Raw genomic sequence first — 24082 nt, 5'->3', positions numbered from 1 at the left:
AGGCAAAAACATGCCTTCAAACTAATTTAATAGGAAACTTATGAAATGCTTGAAATAAAAAATATAAAAAAATCCTTCGGAGAACTGGAAATTTTAAAAGGCGTGAGCCTTAACGTAAACAAGGGAGACGTCGTTGCCATAATAGGTCCCAGCGGATCCGGCAAAACAACCCTTTTACGCTGTATCAATTTTCTTGAAACCGCCGACAGCGGGCAGATGGTTTTTGACGGCGAATCTTTTGATCTTAACAGGGTAAGCAAAAAAACAGTGCTCAGGCTGAGAAAAAAGACGGCCTTCGTCTTTCAAAACTATAATCTGTTCCGCAATAAAACCGCGCTTCAAAATGTTACCGAAGGTTTGATCGTCGCAAGAAAGATGCCTAAAAAAGAGGCGGACAAAATCGCCATGGAAGCGCTTGAAAAAGTCGGCCTTTCGGACAAGGCGTCTTCCTATCCCCCTCAACTGTCGGGTGGCCAACAACAACGCGTAGCGATAGCGCGCGCTTTGGCGACTAAACCTGAAATAATATTTTTTGACGAACCTACTTCCGCCCTCGATCCCGAACTGATCGGCGAAGTTCTTTCCGTCATGAAACAGCTCGCCGACGACGGCATGACCATGCTCGTAGTCACTCACGAAATGAATTTTGCAAAAAATGTTTCTTCAAAAGTGATCTTTATGGAAAAAGGCAAAATTATCGAATGGGGCGACGCAAAGTCGTTTTTTAACGATCCGCACGAAGAACGTGTAAAAACATTTATCAATACGATACAAAAAAACAGTAAGGACGGAACTTAATATGAAAAAGAATATTTTTTTATGCAATTTTACAGCGTTTTTTGCGCTGGTTTTGATCTGCATCGCTTCTCTTGCCGGATGCACAAAAAAATCCGAAAAAACCGCCGATAACGGCGACTTGCTCGATCTGATAAAACAAAAAAATAAAATTACAATCGCTACCGAAGGAACTTGGTCTCCTTGGACTTTCCACGATGAAAGCAACACCCTCGTAGGTTTTGACGTGGAAGTGGGTCGAAAGATAGCGGAAAAACTCGGCGTAAAAGCAAATTTCGTGGAAGTGGAATGGGACGGAATCTTTGCGGGAATAGATTCAAAGCGTTACGACATAACCTTAAACGGCGTTGAAGTCACCGATGAGCGCGCGGAAAAATACGATTTTACCGAACCGTACGCTTACATTCACACGGCGATCATCGTACGCGGCGACAGCGATAAAATCGCTTCGTTTGAAGACCTAAAAGGCAGACAGACCGCCAATACGCTGGCGAGCACTTACGCGCTTCTTGCCGAAAGTTACGGAGCTACGGCTATCGGTGTAGACGACCTGAATCAAACGCTTGAACTTGTGCTCTCAGGGCGCGTAGACGCGACTCTTAATGCGGACGTCTCATACTATGATTACATGAAGGCACATCCCGACGCAAACCTTAAAATCGTAGCGGTGACAAAAACGCCTTCGCTTGTTTCCATTCCGCTGAGAAAGGACGGAACGACGGAATCGCTGAAAGCTCATATAAACAAAGCCATAGAAGAACTTCGCTCTTCAGGAGAGCTTTCAAAAATCTCGGTCAAATACTTCGGCAGCGATATTACAAAAAAAGAATAACGGGACTGTCGAAAAAAATAACCGCTTTTTAAACAAACGAAAGGGGCAACTTACTACAATATGGCAGAAGCGACATCCGTAAACGCCGGCGATAATTCTCTTGCCGGCAACTGGAAAATTTTTAAGACGCTCATAAAACTCTCGATTCCCGTAATCATCGAACTTGTGTTTTCAACCTTGCTTCAATACGTAGACACAGCCATGGTAGGACATCTGGGCGAAAAAGCCACCGCCGCCGTAAGCGTTACGACAACGATAAACTGGCTTATTGGCAGCATTCCGTTTGCGTTTGGCACATCTTTTCTTGCCCTGATCGCGCGTGCGGTAGGGAGCGGCGACGATGCTTACATTCATCGAGCCGCAAGACAGGCTCTTAAAATATCAATTTTGTGCGGAACAATTATAGGAATAATAGCGCTGTCGCTAAGTCCGTTTATTCCCGCATGGATGGGCGCCGAAACTTCGGTACAAAGACAAGCTTCCGTTTACTTTTTTATAATAAGCATTCCCATGGTCTTTCGCTCAATGCAGATCATATTGGCTTACGTTCTCAGAGCGGTAAAAGATACGCGTACGCCCATGTTCATAAGCCTTGCCGAAAATATTTTAAACGTGATTCTGAATTATCTTTTGATATACGTTGCAAATCTTGGTGTAACGGGAGCCGCCGTAGGCACGGCGATCTCTTTTTCCGTATCGGGAATATTTATGCTATCGGCAGTGAAAAGACATAAGCTTCTTTCATCATCATTAGATAATAAGAATAATCCCGCTTTGAAAGCCGTCGCATTAACGGATGTAACGGTATCCTCGTCACAAAGCATATCCTCACGCCGCAACAGGTTTTTCGACTTCGATGTTCCGATAATCCGGGAATGCATAAAAATCGGTCTTCCCGTCTTAGGAACCAACGTCGCTTCCTGTCTGGGGCACGTGTGTTTTTCAGCGCTTGTTTCCGGAATGGGAACTTACATATTCGCGGCGCATTCCATAGCTGTCACTGCGGAAACCTTGTTTTACATCCCCGGATACGGCCTTCGCACGGCCACTTCAACACTCGCAGGAATTTCCTTAGGTGAAAAAAGCAAACATAAACTCTACAGCATAGAAAAAGTGAGCGTCACGACTACGGTTTTAACAATGGTTTTAAGCGGTATTATTTTGTTTGCGGTTTCTTACCGGCTTATGGGAATTTTTACCGAAAGCAATCGCGTAATCATGCTCGGAGGGAGAATGTTAAAACTCGTAGCATTTTCGGAACCGTTCTTCGGCCTTATGATAGTCTTTGAAGGCCTTTATTACGGACTCGGGCGCACTCGCTACGCCTTTTGTGCGGAAACCGTTTCCATGTGGGGAGTGCGCATTCTGTTTACATTCCTTTGCGTAAAAATTTGGAAATTCGACTTACAGGCGGTCTGGTTTTGCATGATAGCGGACAATGTTCTAAAAGCCGTTTTGCTTTCCTTCCCCGCCCTCGTACCGAAACTCAGGCAAAAAATGCTTTCGATATAGGCAAATTCCGACTTACCGTTTACCGTGCGCTCCGGAGAGCGCCGCTTTTAGTGCGCAGCCGCCGATCTTGTTATGCATTGCAGCGTGCCGGTCTTAGTGCGCCGCAACGCACCGGTTCTCGCGCGCAAAGGCACACCGATCTTCACACCCGTTTTGAATTTTGCTTACCGCCGCATTCCGCGCTCAGATCCGGCGTAAAAATCCGACTCAACTGTGCAAAACGTCAAATGCATGCGGTTTTATATTTTTTAAGTATATATTATACTGGGCGCATGAGTGAAGATCTGATATCGGAATTAGGACTTGGAACATCAAAAAGCGATACAATAGAACTTGATTTGCTCACCATGGAAGCCCTAAGAAAAGGACCGATCGATATATTTGACAATGTATATCTCGGAGAAACAAGACCCGATTCGTTGATACTTTGTATTGACGTGCGCGGTTTTAGTGATTTTATGTGCAACAATGAGGAAACGGTTGTTTTCGGATTGATTAAATCTTTTACTTCCAATTTTCTTTCATGTCTTAACCAATTCGGCTATAATTGCTCGTATTACAAGCTTTTAGGCGACGGAGCCTTGGTCATATGGGATAAGTTGGACGGGGTTGCCATAAAAGAAGCCATTACGGTTTTTGCAGCATATATAGAATTTGCAAATGAAGAATTATTTAAATCCTACAGAGATCTGTCAATAGGCGGAGCTTTGGTATTGGACAAAGTATATAAATATGAAATTTCAGCGGAAGCTTCCCAGCTAAAATACAGAGATTATGTGGGCTACGGAATAAATCTTGCCTGCCGCCTTCAAAACCTTGCAGCGGGAGGCGAGCTCATTGTAAGTAAAAAACTGGTAGACATAGGCGCCATATATGCAAAAAAGAATACAAATCCTGATTCAATAAAAAAGCTTAAAGCCCTTAAAGGCCTTAAAGAGGATGACAGGGAAGGAATTTATTTATATCAGGATATAAATCCTAAAATTCTTTCAAAATTTAAGGATTTGAACTTGGATCCCTAAATCAGCATTTTGCTTGCCGCCCTATTGCGTTTGTGCTATACTCGTATGCATAAATATTTAACCGGAGTGTATACTTATGCATTACGACATATGCTTTACCGACGGCGGGGTTACGGCGCCGCAAGGATTTACAGCAAACGGCGTCCTTTGCAAAATCAAGCCTAACCGCAAAACGAACGATACCGCTCTCATATTCTCGGAAAAGCCCTGCACGGCGGCAGGCCTTTTTACTCAAAACAGAGTCAAGGCAGAAAGCGTAAAACTCACTCAAAAGCATATTGCCGGCAGAAAAATTCAAGCGGTCATAGCCAACAGCGGCAACGCAAACGCCTGTACGGGCGAAAAAGGAGCCGAAAACGCATACAGGATGGCAAAAAGCGCCGCCGACGCTCTGGGGATCAGCCCTGAAGACGTCATAGTCTGTTCGACGGGAGTCATAGGTCAGCAGCTTCCCGTAGAAAAAATCGAGCGGAACATGGAAAGTCTTAAATCGGGACTTTCGAAGAAAGGCCATGAACAGGCGCGCGTTGCGATCATGACGACGGACACTCAATACAAAGAATGCGCCGTTAAGACCGTGATCGGCGGCAAAACCGTTACGATCGGCGCAATGTGCAAGGGCAGCGGAATGATCCACATAAATTTGGGAACGATGCTCTGCTTTATCACTACGGACTGCGCGATAAACAAACCGATGCTTGAAAAAGCCCTGCGCCTAAGCGCGGAAGGAACTTTTAACTGCGTTTCGATCGACGGCGACACAAGCACGAACGACACACTCACGATTATGGCAAACGGTATGGCCGGCAACGCTCAAATAACATCGGAAGGAAAAGATTTCGACACATTCTTTGAAGCTCTGAACGCTCTCAGCACCGTCATGGCAAAAAAAATCGCTGCGGACGGAGAAGGCGCAAGCCGCCTGATCGAATGCCGCACAGTAGGAGCAAAAGACATAGAAAGCGCACGGCAGCTTGCAAAGGAAGTTATCGGCTCAAACCTTGTAAAAGCCGCAATGTTCGGAAAAGACGCAAACTGGGGCCGTATTTTATGCGCAATGGGATATTCGGGTGCATATTTTACTCCGGAAAAAACTTCGGTTTATTTCATAAGCCGCACCGGCGCGCACCGGTACTTTACGCCGGGCAAGGAAGACGAAGCGGGTCCTCTTTCCGAAAAAATTCCTGATAACGGCATATTGAAAAAAGACGGAATTAAAGCCGTAAAAGTCTTCGAACTCGGCGTTCCTCTAAATTTTGACGAAGATCTTGCAAAAGAAATACTAAAAGAAGAAGCCGTCCAAATACTTGTCACTATGGAAGACGGAAATGCGGAAGCCAGGGCGTGGGGCTGCGATCTGACTTACGACTATGTAAAAATCAACGGCGACTATCGCACGTAAACGCGGCGGTCTTTAACGCTCCCGATAGACGAAAAGCCTTCGCATCGCAGCGTGTTATAAAAACCGCATTTTAAGGATGTACCCATGGAAAATGATGTTAAAATAAAAGACTCGGAAGATACGGCCGGCGGAAACGAAAAACCCTTGGATAACGAACACTGGTCAAACGTACTGATTCAGGCTATGCCCTATTTTAAACAGTGGGTGGGCAAGATCGTAGTCGTAAAATACGGCGGCAACGCAATGCTTAACGACGAACTAAAATCCGCCGTCATGAAAGACCTTGTGCTTCTTAACACGATCGGCGTTCAAGTAGTGCTCGTGCACGGCGGCGGCCCTGAAATCAATAAAATGCTCGAGCGCGTAGGAAAAGAAAGTCGCTTTGTAAACGGGCTTCGCTACACCGACAGCGAAACTATGGAAATAGTCCAAATGGTTTTAACCGGCAAGCTTAATAAAGACATAGTGGGCCTTTTACTGCAGGAAGGCGGAAGAGCAGTAGGACTGAGCGGCATAGATTCCGCATTGCTCCGCGCAAAAAAAGTTTCAAAAGGCGAAGATTTAGGCTTGGTTGGCGAAGTCACTCAGGTAAATCCCCAAATCGTAATATCCTTGTTGGACGAAGGTTTTATACCGGTAATATCTACGGTCGCGCTGGGCGAACAGGGCGATTTTAATTATTACAACATAAACGCCGACACCGCAGCCGCAAAGATCGCGGTCGCTCTTAAAGCCGAAAAATTCCTGCAGCTTACGAACGTTCCCGGAGTTTTAAAAGACATGAACGATCCGATGTCGCTCATCCACAGAATACGGGCCTCGTCGGTGCCGGATCTTATCGAAAACAAGGTCATAGTCGGCGGCATGATCCCAAAGGTAGAATGCTGCATGATCGCGCTAAAAGGCGGCGTTCCGCGAGCCCACATAATCGACGGACGCGTTCCTCATTCGCTTTTGATCGAAATGTTCAGCGACAGGGGAATCGGAACAATGATATATTGAAATCAAGCATATAAGGATTTTTAATCAAGGTGCGTTATGGAAAAATTAATCGTAAATAACTACGGCAGCTTCGACACGGTCTTCGTAAGAGGAAAAGGCGCCCGGCTGTACGACAAAGACGGCAAAGAATACATAGATTTTTTGTCAGGAATCGGAGTCAATTGTCTGGGACACAACTATAAACCGCTCGTAAAAGCGATAAAAAAACAAGCCGCAAAAGAGATACATATTTCAAACTATTACTTAAGCGACGTAGGAATAAGGTTCGCCCAAGAACTTCTTGCCGCTGCCGGTTTTGAAAAAGGATTTTTCGGAAATTCCGGAGCCGAAGCGAACGAAGCGGCGATAAAACTCGCGCGAAAATACGGATATCTGAACGGCGGCAAAAAACGCAACGTGATTTACACGCTTGAAAATTCTTTTCACGGAAGAACCATAGCTACCCTTACGGCCACAGGACAGGAAAAATTCCATCCGCCGTATTTTGCGCCCTATGCCGAAGGATTTAAAACCATAAAGGCAAATGATTTTGAAGCGATAAAGAGCGCCTTTGACGAAACTACGGCGGCACTCATGATCGAGTGCGTTCAAGGCGAAGGCGGAGTAAACCTCATAGACCCGGAATGGGCGAAGGCTGCCGCAGAGCAAGCGCGGAAAGCGGGCGCGATAGTGATTGCCGATGAAGTTCAAACAGGAATAGGCCGCACGGGAACCTTTCTCGCCTGCGATGCACTGGGCATTGAACCTGAAGCGGTTACGCTGGCCAAGGGAATTGCCGGCGGCGTGCCTATGGGAGCATGCCTGTTCAGAGGGAAAGCTGCAAACGTGTTTGCAGCGGGCGATCATCAGTCGACATTTGCAGGCAACCCGCTTGCATGCGCCGCCGGCCTTGTCGTGTTGAACACGCTCGCGTCCGAAGGCTTTATGGACAAGGTAAAAGAAAAAGGCGACTTTATACGCAGCTCCATACGCAGCTGGAATTCTCCCATCGTGAGGGACGTGCGCGGCAAAGGCCTCATGATCGGCGTAGAAATCGTTCCGGCAATAAAACCTTTCGACATTGAAGTTGCCTGTATGAAAGAAGGTCTTTGCACTTCCGTCGCAGGAACTTCCGTCGTGCGATTCCTTCCGCCGCTGGTGATCGGTAAAAAAGAAATGGACAAGGGACTTGCCATTTTTAAAAAGGTGCTGGATTCCTTTTCAAAATAAAGCACCGGCGCCGTATAGCTTGCGGTAGGCGCTGGGACTCAGTCCCGCGCATTTTTTAAATATTCTTGAAAAATGGAACGGATTTTCAAAAGACATTTTTTTTGAAATATCGCTTATGTAAAGATCGGTGTTGCATATCATCGCCGCGGCCGTTTTTATCTTGAGCCTGTAAAAGTATTGCAGAGGCGTAATATTCATCTTCTTTCTAAAAATTCTAATATAATGCTCGGGTGAAATTCCCATTTCGCCTGCAAGATCTTCGATTTTAAGGTTTTGATAGATCCTTTCTTCCATGATCTTTATCGACTGCTCGACTCTGCCGCCGCTTACGGGAAAATCCGCCGCAATATCCGTCCTGCGCTCCGAAACGGGAGCTTTGTCTCCCATAAAAAACCTGTATATTAGCCCCTGCATCAAAAGCTCGGCGGACTTTTTTAAAATTTTACTTTTGGAATTCGCCGAATGAAAAATTTCTTCAAAGATAAACTGAATGCTGCTTTCTTCCACGTTCTGCTTTTTTTCCGCAGAGCTTGAAAGACGGCTCAAAAACTCGTACAGCCGGCGGTCTTTTTTAGGAGAGAGCGAAAATAAAATCGCATAATAGGTTATCGGTTTTACGATCCTGTCCGGCAGAATGGAATGAAATTCCTGCGGCAAAGTTAAAAACATTGTCTTATTTCTGATGGGAATTCTTTTTTTATTCGACAGAAACGAACCCGCTCCTTCCACAAAAAAATGAATTTCAAACTGTCCTTCTTTGTGAGAATGGTACCTTCCGTTCCATGAAGCCTTGCGCCCCATAAACATGCGGTACACGTAGACCGCGTCGATAATATTCATAAACGTATTATATAATATCAATTATAGATATGTAAAATCAATTTTTGCTATGTAAGCGAAGAAATTTATAATTGATAATTAAATCGACAATTGATCGGAAAAACAATTCCGTCATATAAGGATGCCCGGCTGACGCATCGTATTTTGATCCGGCATCTGTTTATTTTTTCTTTTTAATTATATGCTGTAGAGCGGAGCGGATTATGAAAACAGTCGCAGGAATAGATCTCGGCACACAGAGTATGAAGATAGTCATATACGACTACGCCGAGCGTAAGGAAGTTATTAAAACGTCGGCTAAAATCGATATGATTGCCGAAAACGCCGGCACCCGCGAACAAAAAACGCAGTGGTACAAGGACGCTCTTAAGTCCTGCTTTGAGCGAATTCCGTCTGAAATACGAGCTTCGATAAGGGCATTGGGCGTTTCAGGCCAACAGCACGGTTTTATCGCTTTGGATAAAAACGCCGAGCCTGTTTACAACATTAAACTTTGGAACGACTCTACAACACTCCAAGAGTGCAAGGCTCTTACGAAAAAACTGGGCGGAGACGAAAAAGTCATAGAGGAAGCGGGAAATGTAATCATACCGAGTTTTACCGCCGGAAAAATCCTGTGGCTCAAAGAGCACAAAAAAGAAGCGTTTGATGCAATGCGCTACATCATGCTCCCGCACGACTATGTTAATTTTTTGCTTACGGGAAATTATGTGATGGAATACGGCGACGCATCGGGAACGTTGCTGTTAAACGCAAAAAAACATATATGGTCAAAAAAAATCTGCGATGCGATCGATCCGGGCTTGTACGAAAAACTTCCGCCTTTGATTTCCCCCGATAAGGCGGCCGGAACGGTTTGCAAAAAAGCGAGCGAAGAATTCGGCATCCCCGAGGGAATCGTAGTCTCTTCAGGCGGCGGCGATAATATGATGGGTGCCATAGGGACGGGAACTGTGGAAGAAGGAATTCTTACCATGAGCATGGGAACTTCGGGAACTCTTTACGGGTACTCGGACAACCTGGTAGCAGATCCTTTAAACGGAATTTCGGGATTCTGTTCGTCTACGGGCGGATATCTCCCTCTTTTATGCACGATGAATTGCACCGTCGTAACAGAATACACAAGGAACCTTTTCGGCCTAAATGTCAAAGACTTTGACGAAGAAGCTGCAAAAGCCGTTCCCGGCGCGGACGGAGTATTTATAATGCCGTATCTAAACGGAGAGCGCTTTCCTCACCTGCCGCACGGCAAATGCAGCATAGAAGGCCTTACCGCGGGGAACTACAAGAGAGAAAACATCTGCCGCGCCGCCCTGGAAAGCGCAGCCTTTGCGATGAAGGGAGGAATCGAACTTTTTGAAAAGCTCGGGTTCAAAGCCAAGGAAATCCGCCTCATAGGCGGCGGCGCAAAAAGCGCAATATGGCGGCAGATAACGGCGGACATAATGGGTTTTCCTATCGTCATGCCGCTTTACGACGAAGCCGCCGCCCTAGGAGCGGCATTGCAGGCTCTTTACGTGCTTGAGCTTTCCGAAGGCAAAAAAGTTTCAATAGCTTCTTTGTGCGCGGAACACGTAAAGATAAACGGCACTGCGTCTACTGTTCCGAATCCTCAAAACCGTAAAGCATACGACGCGCGGTACGATGATTACAGAACCATGCTGGGCTGTTTGAGCGGCCTTTATAAATAAAATTAAACAGTGCGCTCATGCGCACTAATTGCATTCGGTCGAAAATCGAAATTTTCTCCCTCATGCAATTTTAACGGAGGTTTGTTATGTCGTTTTTCAAAGGTTCAAAAGAATTTTTCCCCGGCATAGGGGAAATCAAGTACGAGGGGCCAAAATCAAAAAATCCGCTCGCATTCAAATATTATGACGCGGAAAAGATCGTTGGCGGTAAAAAGATGAAGGACTGGCTCCGCTTTGCCGTCGCTTATTGGCACTCGTTCTGCGCCGACGGAACCGATCCTTTCGGCTCAAGAACAAGAATTTTTTCATGGCAGAACGCGGAAGAAAAAGCCGACGCGGCGTTCGAATTTTTTACAAAACTCGGAGCGGGATATTACTGTTGGCATGACCGCGACATTTCGCCCGAAGGGGGAAGTCCTGAAGACAGCGTGAAAAATCTCGATCATATCACAGATTTGCTTTTGGAACGCCAAAAAGCTACCGGCGTAAAACTTCTCTGGGGAACCGCGAACGTGTTCACAAATCCCAGATACATGAACGGCGCGGCGACGAATCCCGATTTCCAACTGGTGGCGCAGGCGGCGTCTCAAGTAAAAGCTGCGATCGACGCGACCATAAAGCTCGGCGGAGCCGGCTACACGTTCTGGGGCGGACGCGAAGGCTATATGAGTCTTTTAAATACCGACATGAAGGCCGAAAAAGAACACCTCGCGCTCTTTTTAAGCATGGCCCGCGATTATGCGCGTAAACACGGATTTAAAGGCTGTTTCTACATCGAACCCAAACCTATGGAACCTTCGAAACACCAGTATGATTTTGACAGCGAAACCGTCATAGGATTTTTGCGCTCTCACGGTCTTGACAAAGACTTTAAGTTAAACATCGAAGCGAACCACGCGGAGCTCGCAGGACACGACTTCGTGCATGAGCTTACGGTATGTGTGGACAACGGAATGCTAGGTTCCGTGGACGCGAACAGAGGCGATCCCATGAACGGCTGGGACACGGATCAATTTCCCGCAAGCATATATGAAACGACAAACGCAATGCTGCAGATAATCCGCATGGGCGGCTTTAAAACCGGCGGACTCAATTTCGATTCGAAGGTGCGGCGAAATTCAAACGCGCCGGAAGATCTGTTTATAGCGCATATAGGCGGAATGGATATTTTTGCGCACGGCCTTGAAAAAGCGTTCGCAGTCTTGGACGACGGCAGAATCCCTGAAATGCTTAAAGAACGCTATTCGAGTTTTAAAAGAGGGAACGGTAAAAAATTTGCCGACGGCAAGATGACTATGGAAGAATTGGCCTCTCTCGCTTCACCTTATGAAAAAGTCGCTTCCACGTCGGGAAAACAGGAATTGTACGAAAACATAATGAATGAGATTATCTTAGGATGATAGATAAAGCCGAAACGCCGTTTTTTCAGCGCACTGTTGTAGTATTTTTATGCGCGGCGATATGCTGCGCATTTTGGGGAAGTTCCGTGCCCTGCATAAAAGGCGGCTACGCTCTTTTTTCAATCGGGGCAGGAGACATTCCCGCACGGATACTCTTTGCAGGAGTGCGTTTTATAATAGCCGGAATTCTTACGATTTTAAGCGGAAGCGTCGGAGCAAAAAAAATTCTTTTCCCCACAGATAAAAGCTCATGGATACGCGTTTTCGTGCTTTGCGCGTTTCAGACGGTCTTACAGTACTTTTTTCTTTACGGCGGACTTGCGCACACATTAGGCGTAAAATCGGCGATCATAGGAGCGACAAACGTATTCGCTTCAATACTTGTAGCGTCCTTAATATTCCGACAAGAAAAACTTACGCTTAGAAAAATCACAGGCTGCCTGATCGGTTTTTGCGGCGTCGTAATACTAAATCTGCTGGGTACGAGCGGAATTTCACAAACGGATCTTTCTTTTAAGTTTATTGGAGAAGGTTTTTTGTTTTTATCTGCCATAGCGCACGGGGTCGCCGCAGCCTTTCTTAAAGGATTTTCGAAAAACGACAATCCCGTAATGCTCAGCGGCTGGCAATTTTTCTTCGGCGGCTTGATAATGGCGGCGGCGGGATATTTTACCGGAGGAAGGATGATTGTTGCCGACGGAAGAGTTTTTGCGGCCGTTTCGCTATTAATCTACATGGCCCTGATAAGCACGGTCGCCTATTCGCTGTGGGGGATACTTTTAAAATACAACCACGTCTCAAAAGTTGTGATTTTCGGATTTTTAAATCCAGTATTCGGAGTTATTTTTTCGGCGGTGTTTTTAAATGAAGCGAACAGCACGGGAAGCGTTGCGATCATTTCACTTCTGCTGGTATGCATAGGAATCATCGTAGTATCAAAGGGGAAAAATTAATCTGCAAATCAGAAGTCCGCATGAATATCGTTTTTTACAGCAGCAATTCAAACAGTTTTGACGGCTCGTCCGTTTCTTTTACGACAAAACCGTCCTGCAAGAGCGAGTGGGACGATTTGGCAAAAAAGCATCCCGAGCATAATTTTTTTATCGTCACTCAAATGCCGGGAATGTTTTTGCTGGACATTGAAAAAAATGAGATTCGAGAAAAATCTCCGAGCGTTCGGTACGTAATCAGCGAAAAAACCGAAGTGAAAGAGATCGCCCGTAAAATCCTTGATCTGAAACCGGATATCGCCATGGCCGTAACTTTTTGGACGGCTCCCTACGACTGGCTTTCTATAAAGGATTCCATGATCGCCGAAGAACTTTCGGCGCACGGCGTAAAAACCGTGTGCAGCCCCGCAAAGAGCGCACTTCAGTGTTTCGATAAAAATATGACGCACGTACTTTTGGAAAACTCCGGCTTTAAAATGCCTAAGGCCGTATATGTTCACCACGGTCTTTTCAGGTGCGAAGCCGGCTGCAAGGAAGTGAAAGAGAACGTTTACAGGGAATATATTCTTTCCCGGATCGAAAAGCTTAATTTTCCCGTCATAATAAAAGACACGGTAGGGCTCAGCTCCTACAAGGCTGAAGTTATTCCGACGTATAAGAGCGCAAGATCCTACCTTTTTTCACGCAAAAATTCTTCTGACCGGATAGCGGAAGAATATGTTTCGGGCATACAGTTCGGCGCTGAAATTTACGGAAGCGGCGGAAAGTATACCGTTATGCCGCCGTTTATGTTTTCGATAAACAGTTTCGGCATTACAAGCCCTAAACAGAGCGTAAAGGTCGGTCCCGTAACAAATGAAAAATACAAGATAGGCGAATTAAAGAAAATTCTTAAAGCTCTTGCAAAGACCGTAAAACTTGAAGGAATAATGCAAGTCGATCTGGTGTTCTCCGGCGGCCGATGGTATATCCTTGAAATAAACTCGCGCCTTTCGGGGATAAGCCGCTCGTACGCCGCCGCACAGAACAAATCCTTGTATCTTGTGCTGACGGAAATTCTTTCAGCGGCAAAAGAAAAAAGGCGAATGCGCGCGGGAAAAACAAAATACGTATGCAATTTTAAAATGCCCGTTTTAACCGAAAGCCAAATCGAAAAACTTTATGAAATTCCCTTTGTAAGGCGCATAGATCAAATTCACGATGCGGCGGCTTCACAGCGGCGCGCGCAAGGTTTTTGCGAAATAATTTTCGGAGGAACTTCTTCCGCCTGCGAATTGCAAAAACAGCTCGATCTCATAGCCGCCGAATTCCCTCAGCTTATAGAACCCGTGTTTTTTAAAAACGCAAAGGAACTTATAGAGCGTCTGTAATTTCTTTTACGCCGTCGCCCGGCGTGCATACAAAAAATCCCGCATCGTAGCCGGTAACGGCCGTATACGCTTTTTGAACGGCTTCGACAAAAGACGGCGTCTTGTCTTTACTGACCAAGGCGATCGCACAGCCGCCGAATCCCGCTCCCGTCATTCTGGATCCTATGCAGCCTTCCTGTGCGTTTGCCGCTTCCGTCAGCGTATCAAGCTCTATTCCCGTAACTTCATAATCTTCTTTTAACGACTTGTGAGAAGCCTTTAAAAGCTCTCCAACGCGGTGCAAGCCGCCTTCCTTAAATGCCTTTACAGCTTTAAGGACGCGATCGTTTTCAAAAACACAGTGGCGGACTCTCGAAAGAATTACGGGATCTTTAATGATTCCTGCGCACTTTTCAAATTCCGCAGGAGAAAGAGCGCATAGATTAGGAATTTCAATTCCCGCTTTCTGAATGATTTTAAGCCCCTCTTCACACTGAGCGCGCCTTTCATTGTATTTGGAATCCGCAAGCTGCCGCTTTTTATTCGTATTCATAACGACAAACACGCAGTCGCCCAGTTTAAGCGGAACGTATTCAAACTCCAACGTTGCGCAGTCCAAAAATTCGGCCGTATCTTTTTTTGCCGTAGAAATTATAAACTGATCCATAATTCCGCATTTTACGTTCATAAACTCATGCTCGCTCTCTTGGCCTGCGAGAGCGATGTCCGTACGGCTTATGTTAAGGTTAAACAGACAGTTTACGGCGTAGGCAAACCCGCATTCCAGAGCCGAAGAAGATGATATTCCTCCGGCAGGAGGAATGTCGCTTGCTATAAGAGCGTCAAAACCCGACTTAATAAGGCCGCTTTTTCGCTTTAAGACTGAAAGAACTCCGTTAAGATAATTTGCATAGTCGTTTTCCTTTTTAAAAACGAACTTGTCGTTTATGTCGAAGTCAAAAAACCCGGGGAATTTCAAATCTCTGTATGAAACCTTCGTGTCCGGTCGCAGCCTTACGGCAACGTAAAGATATTTATCTATGGCTGCCGGAAGAACTTTGCCGCCGTTATAGTCTATGTGTTCGCCTATTATGTTTATTCTGGCGGGAGCGGAAAATATTCTGACTTCATTTTCCTTTCCGCCGTAAATTTTTACAAATTCCTTTTTTAACAAGGAAGGATTGAATTTATTGTCCGTATCTTTCATTCTGCGATCTTATACCGATTCAAGCCGTCGATTCAAGGGCGAACTCATATTGTGCCGCGATTCAAATCGACGGCGCTTATGCCGTGTTCAAACCTGGGTGCGGCACGAGTTTAAAAAAGCTTTCCGCCGGACAATAAGCCCGTATTTGGGAGCGGCGATCATCGCAAGAACGAAAAAAAGCGTTTGCACGAGAATGATGCAGGCTCCCGTCGCGCCGTTCAAATAATAGCTTACGTACGTGCCTATGAGGGCGCTGAGCATTGCCGAACAGGACGAAATAAAAAGCATTCGGTCAAGTTTATCGGTAAGAAGATACGCAATGCAGCCGGGCGTGATCAGCATGGCGACCGTAAGCAGAATTCCTGCGGCCTGCAGCGAGGCTACTATCGTAAGGGCTGTAAGCGAGAGAAAAAGGTAGTGGATGCCCTTTACGTTTAAGCCTACGGCCTTTGCGTAGTTCTTGTCAAACAGGTAAAGAAGAATGTCCTTCCTCTTGGCCGTCACTACGGCAAGGGTTATTACCGCACATATCACAGCTTGTACCATATCGTGAGTTTCAATACCTAAAAGGCTTCCGAAGAGTATGTGCATAAGGTGCACGTTTGTGCGTACCTTTGTGACAAGGATCAGTCCTATAGCCATCATTCCGGTAAACACCGTTCCCATGACGGAATCTTCATGAATACGGCTGTGATCTTTTATCCAGCCTGTCAGCAAAGCGTTAAGCAGTCCGGCAAAAAACGCTCCGGCTCCGAGCGGAATGTGAACAAGATAAGCCAGAACTATCCCCGGCAGCACGGCGTGTGAAATTGCGTCTCCCATTAGCGACCAGCCTTTTAAAATGAGATAGCAGGAAATAAGGGCGCATACCGCTCCGATCAGAGCCGCCATGAGCAACGCCTTAATCATAAATCCGTACATAAGAGGTTCGATAATTTTTGCTAAAAACATAGGTTATTACTCCCGTTAGCGTGCCGTTCGCTAAAAAAATTCTTTACGGATTTTATAGCACGCATTCTTGCCGCTATTATTCCGTGCCGCGGAGCAAAAAAAAGAATTGCAGCAAACACAAAAAACTGCAAAGCCACTATGCATCCTCCGGCGGAACCGTTTAAAAAATAGCTTATATAAGCTCCCGAAGAAGACGTAACGGCGCCTATGAATACTGAAAGCTTCATCATCGTAGAAAACCGATCGGTTAAAAGATATGCGGCGGCTCCCGGCGTTACAAGCATTGCCACAACAAGAATACTTCCCACGGTCTCTAAGGCTGCGATCGCCGTAGCGGCAAGCAGCGTGAGAAGCAGCAAATGCAGCGCATTCACGTTAAGCCCTATCGCACGGGCGTGTGCGGCGTCGAAGGCGAACAATCTTAGATCTTTCCATAAGAGCAATATCACTGAAAGGCTTATTCCCGCAACGATAAGCGTCTGAACAATATCTCTGTCGGCGATTCCGAGGATGTTTCCCATTATGATCGTATTCAGGCTTATGTTGCTCGGAAAAAGCGATATGAGTAAAACTCCCGCAGCAAAAAAAGTCGTATATACTATTCCTATGACGGCGTCTTCGCGTATCCTAGTTCTTTTTTTTACAAAATCCATCGCAAACGCGGCAAGCATTCCGCTTATAAAAGCTCCGATTGAAAACGGAATTCCTATTATGTAGGCGACCGCCACACCCGGAACTACAGCGTGCGAAAGCGCATCGCCTAGCAGCGACCAGCCTTTTAGAACTACAAAGCATGAAAGCAAAGCGCATACTCCGCCTATGGCGCCGCTTACCAAAATCGCCTTTATCATGTATTCGTATTGAAAAGGAATCAGCAAATCTATGTTCATTTATCATTCGTCCTTTGAAGAACATCGGTGTTTCTTATACCGCTCAAGTCCGGATCGCCCCCGTTTTTAAGAATCAGGGCGCCTTCGTCATCCGTGAGAACTCTAAATTCGTGCCGGCTTTCTTTGGGATCGTCCGTGTGATCGAACCTGACGCTTCGGAGAGCGCCTCCGAACGCTTCGATCAGGTTATCGGCTGTAAAGGTCGTTTCCGTTGGGCCCGAGGCGAGAACCGTCCTGTTTATAATTACTACACGGTCGCAAAATTCGGGAACGGAACCTAAGTCATGCGTAGAAACCAAGATCAGATGCCCGTCGTCTCTAAGTTCGCGAAGGAGTTCTATTATCGCCGTCTCCGTTTTTAAATCTACGCCCGTAAACGGTTCGTCAAGAAGAATGATTTTTCCCTGCTGAGCTAGGGCGCGCGCAAGAAAGATCCGCTTTTTTTGTCCTCCTGAAAGTTCTCCTATCTGGCGGTCTTTAAAATCCAGCATTTGAACGCGCTCAAGGCTGCGAGTTGCAATTTCCTTATCGTCCTTACCGGGTATACGAAAAAGATTCATACGGCCGTATCGCCCCATCATAACCACATCCCATACGCTTACGGGAAACGACCAATCCACTTCTTCCGACTGCGGCACATAGGCTATAAGATTTTGTTTGTGAGCCTTGTTTACAGGCATCCCACAGACTTTCACAAAGCCTTTTACAGGTTTGATAAATCCCATGATGGTTTTAAATAGAGTGGATTTGCCGCTGCCGTTTACGCCTACAAGAGCCGTAATTGTTCCTGCATTCAATTTAAATGACGCGTCATAAAGCGCGACATGTCCGTTATTATACGCTGCGCTTACGTCGCTTACTTCAATCTCAACGGGAAAGTTCAAACTCGGATCCATAATTTTACCTCACCGTGTTGCGTAACAACTTTTTACAAGCTGTCCTCGCATTTTTAAAGTTACCTCTAAAAATTGCAGTTTTTAGAGGTTCCCTTCAAAACCTTTTACGATAGTATTTGCATTGTATTCAAGCATTTTCAAATACGTCGGAGCGTCTCCGTCCTCATAGGTTAAAGAATCAACATACAAAACGCCTCCGTAATAAGCGCCGGTCTCTTTGCAGACCTGAAGCTGCGGTTTATTGCTGATAGTGCTTTCGGAAAAAGCGACGGGGATCTTATTCTTTCGTATAGTGTCCACAACTTTTTGAATTTGCCGGGGACTTCCCTCTTCGTCGGCGTTAACAGGCCATAAATACAATTCCTTCATATCGTAGTCGCGAATAAGATACGAAAAGGCGCCTTCGCATGTTACCAGCCATCTTTGTTCGGCAGGTATTTCCAAAAGTTTTTCCGCCATAAAGACGTCGACTTTTTTGATGCTTTCGCTGTAAGACGCAGCGTTGGCGTCGTATGTTTTTGCGTTAGCCGGATCCAAGTCCGTAAACGCTTTTCGAATATTTTCTACATATATAAGAGCGTTTTTAGGAGACATCCATGAATGCGGATTAGGCATACCGTCATACGGTCCCTCTCCGATTCCCAGAGGTTCTATTCCGTCGCTCAAATTTACGCTCGGCACGTTTTTTACGCTTCCCATGAATTTTTCAAACCAGCGCTCAAGTCCAAAGCCGTTCCTCAATACAAGATCCGCAGACTGGGCTTTTACGATGTCGAGAGGAGTGGGTTCATACTCATGTATTTCAGCTCCCGGCTTGGTGATGGACTCGACAAGGATCTTATCGCCTCCGATATTCTGTGCGATGTCCTGAAGAATCGTAAACGTAGTTACAACCCGTTTGGGACGCGCCGAAACCTGCGCATTCGCCGCATCCGCGCTTTTTTTTGAACATCCTGCAACGGCGGCTAAAACGAGTGCCGTACCGACAAACCTGATATATTTTTTCATAACGACTCCTTATAAAACGGCGTACGAGGAAATTTCGATTTCCGAGGATGCCGTTTTCGTGCGCTTTTTGCGCACAGTTTAAAACTCCATGGCGGGAACCCCACGACGAAGTTACTCGCGACATGTAGTCAAGACTACATACACTCAACGCAAATGTAGCACGCACTACATTACTATGTCAAGGACTATCCGTAAAATTTCAGGGAAAAGTCATAAATAAAGCGGGATAATGTTTCCAGATAATAATCGAAAGGGTCGGCAAAAGCCGGTTAGAATAAACGCACAGGTTTAATGTTCCGAAAGAAAATTTTTCATACATCCAAGTGTTTCAGGACTTATGTGATGTTCCAAACCTTCGGAATCTATGACGGCCGTCTTTTCATCTACGCCGATCTTCAGCAAAAAGTTATACACTATACCGTGCCGCTTTGCGCATTCGTCGGCAAAGGCATGCCCCTTTTCGGTAAGAGTTATCGGTTTATGGGATTCGTTCAATATAAAACCGTTGGCTTTTAACCTCTGTAAAACCTGGATCACGGAAACGTGGCTCACTCCGAAATGCCGCGCAAGATCCATAACTCGGCACTCGCCGCTTTCTTTTATGATTTTTGCAATGACTTCAGTGTAATCTTCAAGAATTTCAACTGCATGATCGGCGCGGGTGCGTGAAAAGGCAAGCGACGCTTCCGTTTTTTTTTCAGGCATTTTACGATCCTCTTCGGTATTCAAATTCCTCATCCATGTCAAAAGTTTTGAGGGACATATTTGTTACTATAAGGCATTTTCCGCACTCGCACAATGCTGTGAGTCGCTCGGAGCATAATGCAAAGCAGTCGCCCTGCCCGCCGTTACGCATTGCAGCATTTTCACTTTAAGGTCAATTAACGGATATATGGAAAATATACAAAAAGCGAAATCCGAAGATCTATACACCGACAATCCGGCTCTCATTACGGCGCAAAAGGTTTTTCACATAGATTATCTATATCCGTGGCAGCAGCTTGTAATTTCAAACATTATGGAAGCGGCGGCCGAGGCGAAAGCAAAAGGATCAACGCCGAATATCGCAGCTGTCGACACCGATGAAGCGGAAAGAGGAAAACAGATCGTTCTTTTGCCTACGGGCGCCGGAAAGTCGCTTTGTTTTTTGATTCCCGCGCTTCTTTTGCCGGGAGCAACTCTTGTTATATACCCGCTTCTCGCGCTCATGTCGGATCAAAAGCGGCGCATGGATGAAAACGGAATTTCAAATGTCGTGTTCTGCGGGAACCAGAGCAAAGAAGAGCGGGAAGAGTGTTTTAAAAAGATTGCGGAGGGAGCAAGGGTTATTCTTGCGAATCCTGAAGTATTGCAAAACGAAGCGCTTGTCGAACGGCTTTCCGAATGCGGCATAGTGCACGCCGCAATTGACGAAGCGCACTGTGTTTCGGAATGGGGTGACAGTTTCCGTCCGTCCTATCTTACTTTGGGAAAAATCCTTGAAAAAATAAAAGTGCCGCTCATAACGGCCTTTACGGCTACGGCTTCGCCTGAAGTGTTTAAGCGCATGTCGGAAATTCTTTTCGGCGGACAAGCTCACCTTGTGCGAAGCGAAAGCGACAGGCCGAATATTCACTATAACGTCATTTACGCATACGCAAAGAAAAATGAAATTCTGCGCCTTGCGCTCACCGAAAAGCGTCCGATGCTCATATTCTGCGGCAGCCGCCTAGGGGCGGAAAACGCTGCGAGAAACCTGCGCACATATTTTTCAGCGCTGAGCAAAAAAACCGAAAATTCCTATAATTCCCCCGAAATAGTGAAATTCTATCACGCAGGACTTTCACGCGAAGAAAAGGCTGAAGTCGAAAAGTGGTTTTTCCCGAAAGAAAATGCGATACTTTCCTGCACATGCGCATTCGGAATGGGCGTGGATAAAAAAAACATAAGAACCGTCATACACATGGACGTTCCTCACACCGTCGAAAGTTTTATACAGGAAAGCGGCCGGGGCGCCCGCGACGGAGGGATCGCCGAGTCGTATCTGTTGTGGAGCCATGACGATCATAAAAAATTTTCATCATTCCCCGAAAACTCAAGGGAAAGAGCCTTGCTTCATTTTGCGGAAAGCCGTTCGTGCAGAAGGCAGGTTTTGCTCGACGCACTAGGGGCGGAGCAAGCGGCCTGTTCCGGCTGTGACATCTGTAAGTTACGGGAAAATAACGGAAACGAAAAGACGGGTCTTTCGGCATACGATCATACAAACGCATGGGACAGGAATTTTACAATCGGATTGCTGAGACACTACAGCAAATCATTGATAAAAGAAGAGGCACAGAGCTTGATAGAAAAAAGACTGAATCATCTAACGATGCGGGAATTCAAAATGAACGTTTGGGAAAGCGGCGATGTTGAAGAAATAATAAAACAACTGCAGCAAGAAAAGCAGATATACACTTGCCGCTGGCCGTGGAAAAATAAAATAGCCGTTGCCCATATCCGTAAAAACAAGCGAGCAACGTCCGCAACGTAACATCGATGCAAGCACCGGCGATTACAATCGCCAAGTTACGATGCCTAACTTTATCAAACTGTCGTAAATGAGCTGAATCGAAAGGCCGGGACAAAATAAAGCCGCAGACTTTTCAGCGCGATACGCCCAATTTTTCTTTGAGAGCGGATTGTGTAACTGCCGAAACGTTTATTTTAAGCTCTAATTCATTTTTACCAAAGGAATGGTTACCGTTGCCGCGCCGTCTATAAAAACCTTGTGTTTTTTGAAGTTGCCGGGCGGCCCCTTGCCGTCGTAGTTGCTGAAGCCGAACGGCTCTTTGGGAATGCCGATCGCATTCGCGTTTAATTTTCCGTCGCCGTTGACGTCGTGGTAAACGCAAAAAGCATATTCGCCGGCTTTGAGCCGCATGCGGTATACCGCTTTTTCTCCGTCAGCCGCCGTTTCGGCGGTTCTATACGGAATGTGTTTGCGAAAACTTTCGGGGGAATCATGGATACTGATAACGATTGTTCCCGAATTTTCTTTTATGCCGGTAACGACGATTTCCGTGTCACAGAGCGCTTCGCCGTCCGCCGTTTGGGAATACAGGGAATACGACGAACCGAAAATCATTGCGCAGAAAAACAGAGTGAAGAGTTTTTTCATATTGTTTCCTTTTTTGTATAATTTTCAAAACGGCACTGCTCGAATACGTCCGTGCCGATGAGCGTGATCGCCTTCGCTGGGCAGTTGTTTATGCAGCGGTAGCATATCGTGCAGTTTCCGGGATAAAACACGGCTTTATTGTTTTCAATATATAATGACTTTGTCGGACAGTGTGCCGCGCATATGCCGCAGCCGACGCAGCGGTCCGTTCGGATTTTGAGCCTCTCGGTCAGTTTTTTCGCATGTGTTTTGAACCACAGACGCTGTCCGAACAGCCCTGCGATCCTGTGAAAAAACGATAGGCCGTCTTTCGGATAGATTCCCCGCTTTATGCCTTCCGCCGCTCGCGCGATCTTTTTTTGTGCCGCCGCTATGAGCGCCCTGTTTTCTTCCGGCGTTTTTTTCAAAAGTTTTACATCGGCGATACAATCCGGCATGTGCAGATGTAAGCCTCCGGTAACGGCGGCCCCGCATTTTCGAAGCAGCCTGGCCGCAAGCCCCGCTCCGTCTCCGCTGAAAAGTCCCATCGTCGCGATAACAAAGACGCGCTTTCCGCGGAATGTATCGGCGTGTTCTAAAATAAACGCTTTTACGATGCGCGGGATGTCGCTGAAGTAAATAGGATAACCGAGCGCGATTTCGTCCGACGCGCGCAGGATTTCAAGCGCTTCGTCCGATTCCATACTGCAGGCCCTGCCGCCCGTCGCTTGCGCCAACGCTTCCGTACAGTATTTTGTGTTCCCCGTCCCGCTGAAATAAATTCCGTTCATATAGTACCCTTTAATATGCGCACGCCGTTACTTTAAAAATGACGGTTCGAGCACGTCCATAAAATCGCCGATCTTTTCTTTCCAGTTTTTGTCGTAGCAAACGTTTTTCATTGTCGCCAATGCCGTAAGTCCGTGAATAAAAGCCCATACCGTTATTAAAATATCGTTTTGCTTTTTTTTCTGGACTTTATTTTGCTTAAGCAATGAAAGGACGCTGTTTTTATACAGAATAAAAGGCGCATAATTTTCCGCATCCGGCACAGATAAAGTTAAATCGACCTTTATGTCCGATTTGGAATACAAAAATTGAAAATATGCAGGATTTTCAATAAAAAAAGAAACATAGGCTTTTCCCAAATTTTTTAACAATTCGGAAGGCTTTTTATTTTCGGCAATCGCCGCTTCAAGCGTTTTCGAAAAGCGCCCGGTGATGTGCAGCTGCATCGCGTTGAGCAATTCTTCTTTGTTGTGGAAATGACTGTACGGAGCGGCATGGCTTACTTTGCAGGCTGCCGCCGCTTTTCTAAGCGAAAAGGACTGCACGCCGTCGGTATTGACGATTTCGATGCCTTTTTCGATTAAGAGATTTTTCAATCCCTCGCGGTGATACGGCAAATTCGATTTATGCATAAGAGCCCCTTTTTGCTACAATCTTTACAGTGTCCAGATTGTAGCGATTTATCTTTACACTGTCAAGTTAAAAACGACAGTTTAATAAATTTCAGTTTAACTAAGTACGTTTGAAAAAGCCGCTTTAGGATGCGGTATAAGAAATTGCGGTTTAAATCGGTTACCCTACCACTCTTTTTGCAGCAGGAAATCTTTTATGTGGACGATTCTTATGCCGTCGTCCGTTCCGCACACGGATAAATCCATGGTAATAACGTATTTTGGGTAGTTGTCTTTTATCGATTTCAGATTGCCCGTTTCGCGATCGGAATTTTCGGGCAATGTTCTGCAAACCTGCACGTAAATTCTTTGTGTCCGTTTGACGGCGACAAAATCGATTTCCTTATCGCCGTACTTTCCGATGTAAACGGCAAAACCGCGGCGTCGCAATTCAAGATACACGATGTTTTCCAGTTTAATACTGAAAAAGTTTTGTACAGTAGTAACTTTTTACGTTTTATACTGAAAAACTTCGGCGATCAAATGGTTTTTAATCCTGAAACCGAAAAAGTCATGCGGATGCAGTCAGTGCCCGCCGCAAAATAAAA

The 24082-nt window shown here is 45.9% G+C and carries 23 protein-coding genes; 12 read left to right on the top strand and 11 right to left on the bottom strand.

The window, feature by feature from the left end:
* The first annotated feature begins 45 nt into the window (after positions 1-45).
* The 7 genes from HRI96_RS02475 to HRI96_RS02445 all read left to right on the top strand — a co-directional run bounded on the left by HRI96_RS02475 (position 46) and on the right by HRI96_RS02445 (position 7774).
* Complete coding sequence (locus HRI96_RS02475; protein ID WP_210117957.1) at positions 46-798, top strand: amino acid ABC transporter ATP-binding protein; 753 nt, start codon at positions 46-48, stop codon at positions 796-798.
* A 1-nt stretch (position 799) separates the two neighbouring features.
* Entirely contained in the window at positions 800-1627 is an 828-nt protein-coding gene (locus tag HRI96_RS02470) for a transporter substrate-binding domain-containing protein (RefSeq protein ID WP_210117956.1), read from the top strand.
* 60 nt (positions 1628-1687) lie between these two features.
* Positions 1688-3139: an MATE family efflux transporter gene (locus HRI96_RS02465; RefSeq protein WP_210117955.1), complete on the top strand. Its 1452-nt coding sequence runs from the start codon at positions 1688-1690 to the stop codon at positions 3137-3139.
* 272 nt (positions 3140-3411) lie between these two features.
* Entirely contained in the window at positions 3412-4161 is a 750-nt protein-coding gene (locus tag HRI96_RS02460) for an adenylate/guanylate cyclase domain-containing protein (RefSeq protein WP_210117954.1), read from the top strand.
* 76 nt (positions 4162-4237) lie between these two features.
* Positions 4238-5563, top strand: coding sequence for a bifunctional glutamate N-acetyltransferase/amino-acid acetyltransferase ArgJ (argJ, locus tag HRI96_RS02455; protein ID WP_210117953.1), 1326 nt, complete (start codon positions 4238-4240; stop codon positions 5561-5563).
* 84 nt (positions 5564-5647) lie between these two features.
* The gene (gene argB, locus HRI96_RS02450) at positions 5648-6565 is read left to right on the top strand and encodes an acetylglutamate kinase (protein WP_210117952.1); all 918 of its coding nucleotides are present in this window, start codon (positions 5648-5650) and stop codon (positions 6563-6565) included.
* Positions 6566-6601: 36 nt separating this feature from the next.
* On the top strand, positions 6602-7774 hold the full coding sequence (locus HRI96_RS02445; protein ID WP_210117951.1) for an aspartate aminotransferase family protein: 1173 nt from the start codon (positions 6602-6604) through the stop codon (positions 7772-7774).
* On the opposite strand, the gene HRI96_RS02440 is transcribed toward HRI96_RS02445, so the two are convergent.
* Positions 7766-8614, bottom strand: a complete 849-nt coding sequence (locus HRI96_RS02440) for a helix-turn-helix transcriptional regulator (RefSeq protein ID WP_210117950.1) — start codon at positions 8612-8614, stop codon at positions 7766-7768. The genes HRI96_RS02445 and HRI96_RS02440 overlap by 9 nt on opposite strands.
* Before the next feature lie 203 nt (positions 8615-8817).
* Here HRI96_RS02440 and xylB point away from each other — a divergent pair, with 203 nt between their 5' ends.
* The 4 genes from xylB (at position 8818) to HRI96_RS02420 (ending at position 14025) form a co-directional block, all read left to right on the top strand.
* The gene (xylB, locus tag HRI96_RS02435) at positions 8818-10305 is read left to right on the top strand and encodes a xylulokinase (protein ID WP_210117949.1); all 1488 of its coding nucleotides are present in this window, start codon (positions 8818-8820) and stop codon (positions 10303-10305) included.
* A gap of 86 nt (positions 10306-10391) precedes the next feature.
* A complete protein-coding gene (xylA, locus tag HRI96_RS02430; RefSeq protein ID WP_210117948.1) occupies positions 10392-11705 on the top strand; it encodes a xylose isomerase in 1314 nt (437 codons plus the stop codon).
* Positions 11702-12658, top strand: coding sequence for a DMT family transporter (locus HRI96_RS02425; RefSeq protein WP_210117947.1), 957 nt, complete (start codon positions 11702-11704; stop codon positions 12656-12658). Before xylA ends, HRI96_RS02425 begins: the two co-directional genes overlap by 4 nt.
* Positions 12659-12678: 20 nt before the next feature.
* The gene (locus tag HRI96_RS02420) at positions 12679-14025 is read left to right on the top strand and encodes an ATP-grasp domain-containing protein (RefSeq protein ID WP_210117946.1); all 1347 of its coding nucleotides are present in this window, start codon (positions 12679-12681) and stop codon (positions 14023-14025) included.
* On the opposite strand, the gene HRI96_RS02415 is transcribed toward HRI96_RS02420, so the two are convergent.
* The 6 genes from HRI96_RS02415 to mntR form a co-directional block, all read right to left on the bottom strand.
* Entirely contained in the window at positions 14009-15211 is a 1203-nt protein-coding gene (locus HRI96_RS02415; RefSeq protein ID WP_210117945.1) for a galactokinase, read from the bottom strand. The genes HRI96_RS02420 and HRI96_RS02415 overlap by 17 nt on opposite strands.
* Before the next feature lie 87 nt (positions 15212-15298).
* Positions 15299-16162 carry a metal ABC transporter permease gene (locus HRI96_RS02410; protein ID WP_210117944.1) on the bottom strand — a complete coding sequence of 288 codons (864 nt, stop codon included), beginning with the start codon at positions 16160-16162 and terminating at the stop codon, positions 15299-15301.
* Positions 16153-17052 carry a metal ABC transporter permease gene (locus tag HRI96_RS02405; RefSeq protein ID WP_210117943.1) on the bottom strand — a complete coding sequence of 300 codons (900 nt, stop codon included), beginning with the start codon at positions 17050-17052 and terminating at the stop codon, positions 16153-16155. Before HRI96_RS02405 ends, HRI96_RS02410 begins: the two co-directional genes overlap by 10 nt.
* Positions 17049-17948, bottom strand: coding sequence for a manganese/iron ABC transporter ATP-binding protein (locus HRI96_RS02400; RefSeq protein ID WP_210117942.1), 900 nt, complete (start codon positions 17946-17948; stop codon positions 17049-17051). Before HRI96_RS02400 ends, HRI96_RS02405 begins: the two co-directional genes overlap by 4 nt.
* An 81-nt stretch (positions 17949-18029) precedes the next feature.
* The gene (locus tag HRI96_RS02395) at positions 18030-18956 is read right to left on the bottom strand and encodes a metal ABC transporter substrate-binding protein (protein ID WP_210117941.1); all 927 of its coding nucleotides are present in this window, start codon (positions 18954-18956) and stop codon (positions 18030-18032) included.
* Between the two features lie 288 nt (positions 18957-19244).
* Positions 19245-19694: a manganese-binding transcriptional regulator MntR gene (gene mntR / locus HRI96_RS02390; protein ID WP_256729275.1), complete on the bottom strand. Its 450-nt coding sequence runs from the start codon at positions 19692-19694 to the stop codon at positions 19245-19247.
* A gap of 154 nt (positions 19695-19848) precedes the next feature.
* Here mntR and HRI96_RS02385 point away from each other — a divergent pair, with 154 nt between their 5' ends.
* Positions 19849-21468: a RecQ family ATP-dependent DNA helicase gene (locus tag HRI96_RS02385; RefSeq protein ID WP_210117939.1), complete on the top strand. Its 1620-nt coding sequence runs from the start codon at positions 19849-19851 to the stop codon at positions 21466-21468.
* A gap of 180 nt (positions 21469-21648) precedes the next feature.
* On the opposite strand, the gene HRI96_RS02380 is transcribed toward HRI96_RS02385, so the two are convergent.
* From HRI96_RS02380 to HRI96_RS02365, 4 genes are all read right to left on the bottom strand, one after another.
* Positions 21649-22095 (bottom strand): DUF2141 domain-containing protein, encoded by a 447-nt coding sequence (locus HRI96_RS02380; protein ID WP_210117938.1) that lies wholly within the window; start codon positions 22093-22095, stop codon positions 21649-21651.
* Positions 22092-22865 (bottom strand): EFR1 family ferrodoxin, encoded by a 774-nt coding sequence (locus HRI96_RS02375; RefSeq protein ID WP_210117937.1) that lies wholly within the window; start codon positions 22863-22865, stop codon positions 22092-22094. Before HRI96_RS02375 ends, HRI96_RS02380 begins: the two co-directional genes overlap by 4 nt.
* Before the next feature lie 27 nt (positions 22866-22892).
* Complete coding sequence (locus HRI96_RS02370) at positions 22893-23495, bottom strand: TetR/AcrR family transcriptional regulator (RefSeq protein ID WP_210117936.1); 603 nt, start codon at positions 23493-23495, stop codon at positions 22893-22895.
* A 165-nt stretch (positions 23496-23660) separates the two neighbouring features.
* A complete protein-coding gene (locus HRI96_RS02365; RefSeq protein ID WP_210117935.1) occupies positions 23661-23936 on the bottom strand; it encodes an ATP-binding protein in 276 nt (91 codons plus the stop codon).
* Positions 23937-24082 lie beyond the last annotated feature (146 nt).

This window comes from Treponema parvum, assembly GCF_017893945.1.
Lineage (GTDB): Bacteria > Spirochaetota > Spirochaetia > Treponematales > Treponemataceae > Treponema_D > Treponema_D parvum_A.
Note: the sequence above shows the minus strand (reverse complement) of the source record. Positions and strands in the feature narration are given on the sequence as shown.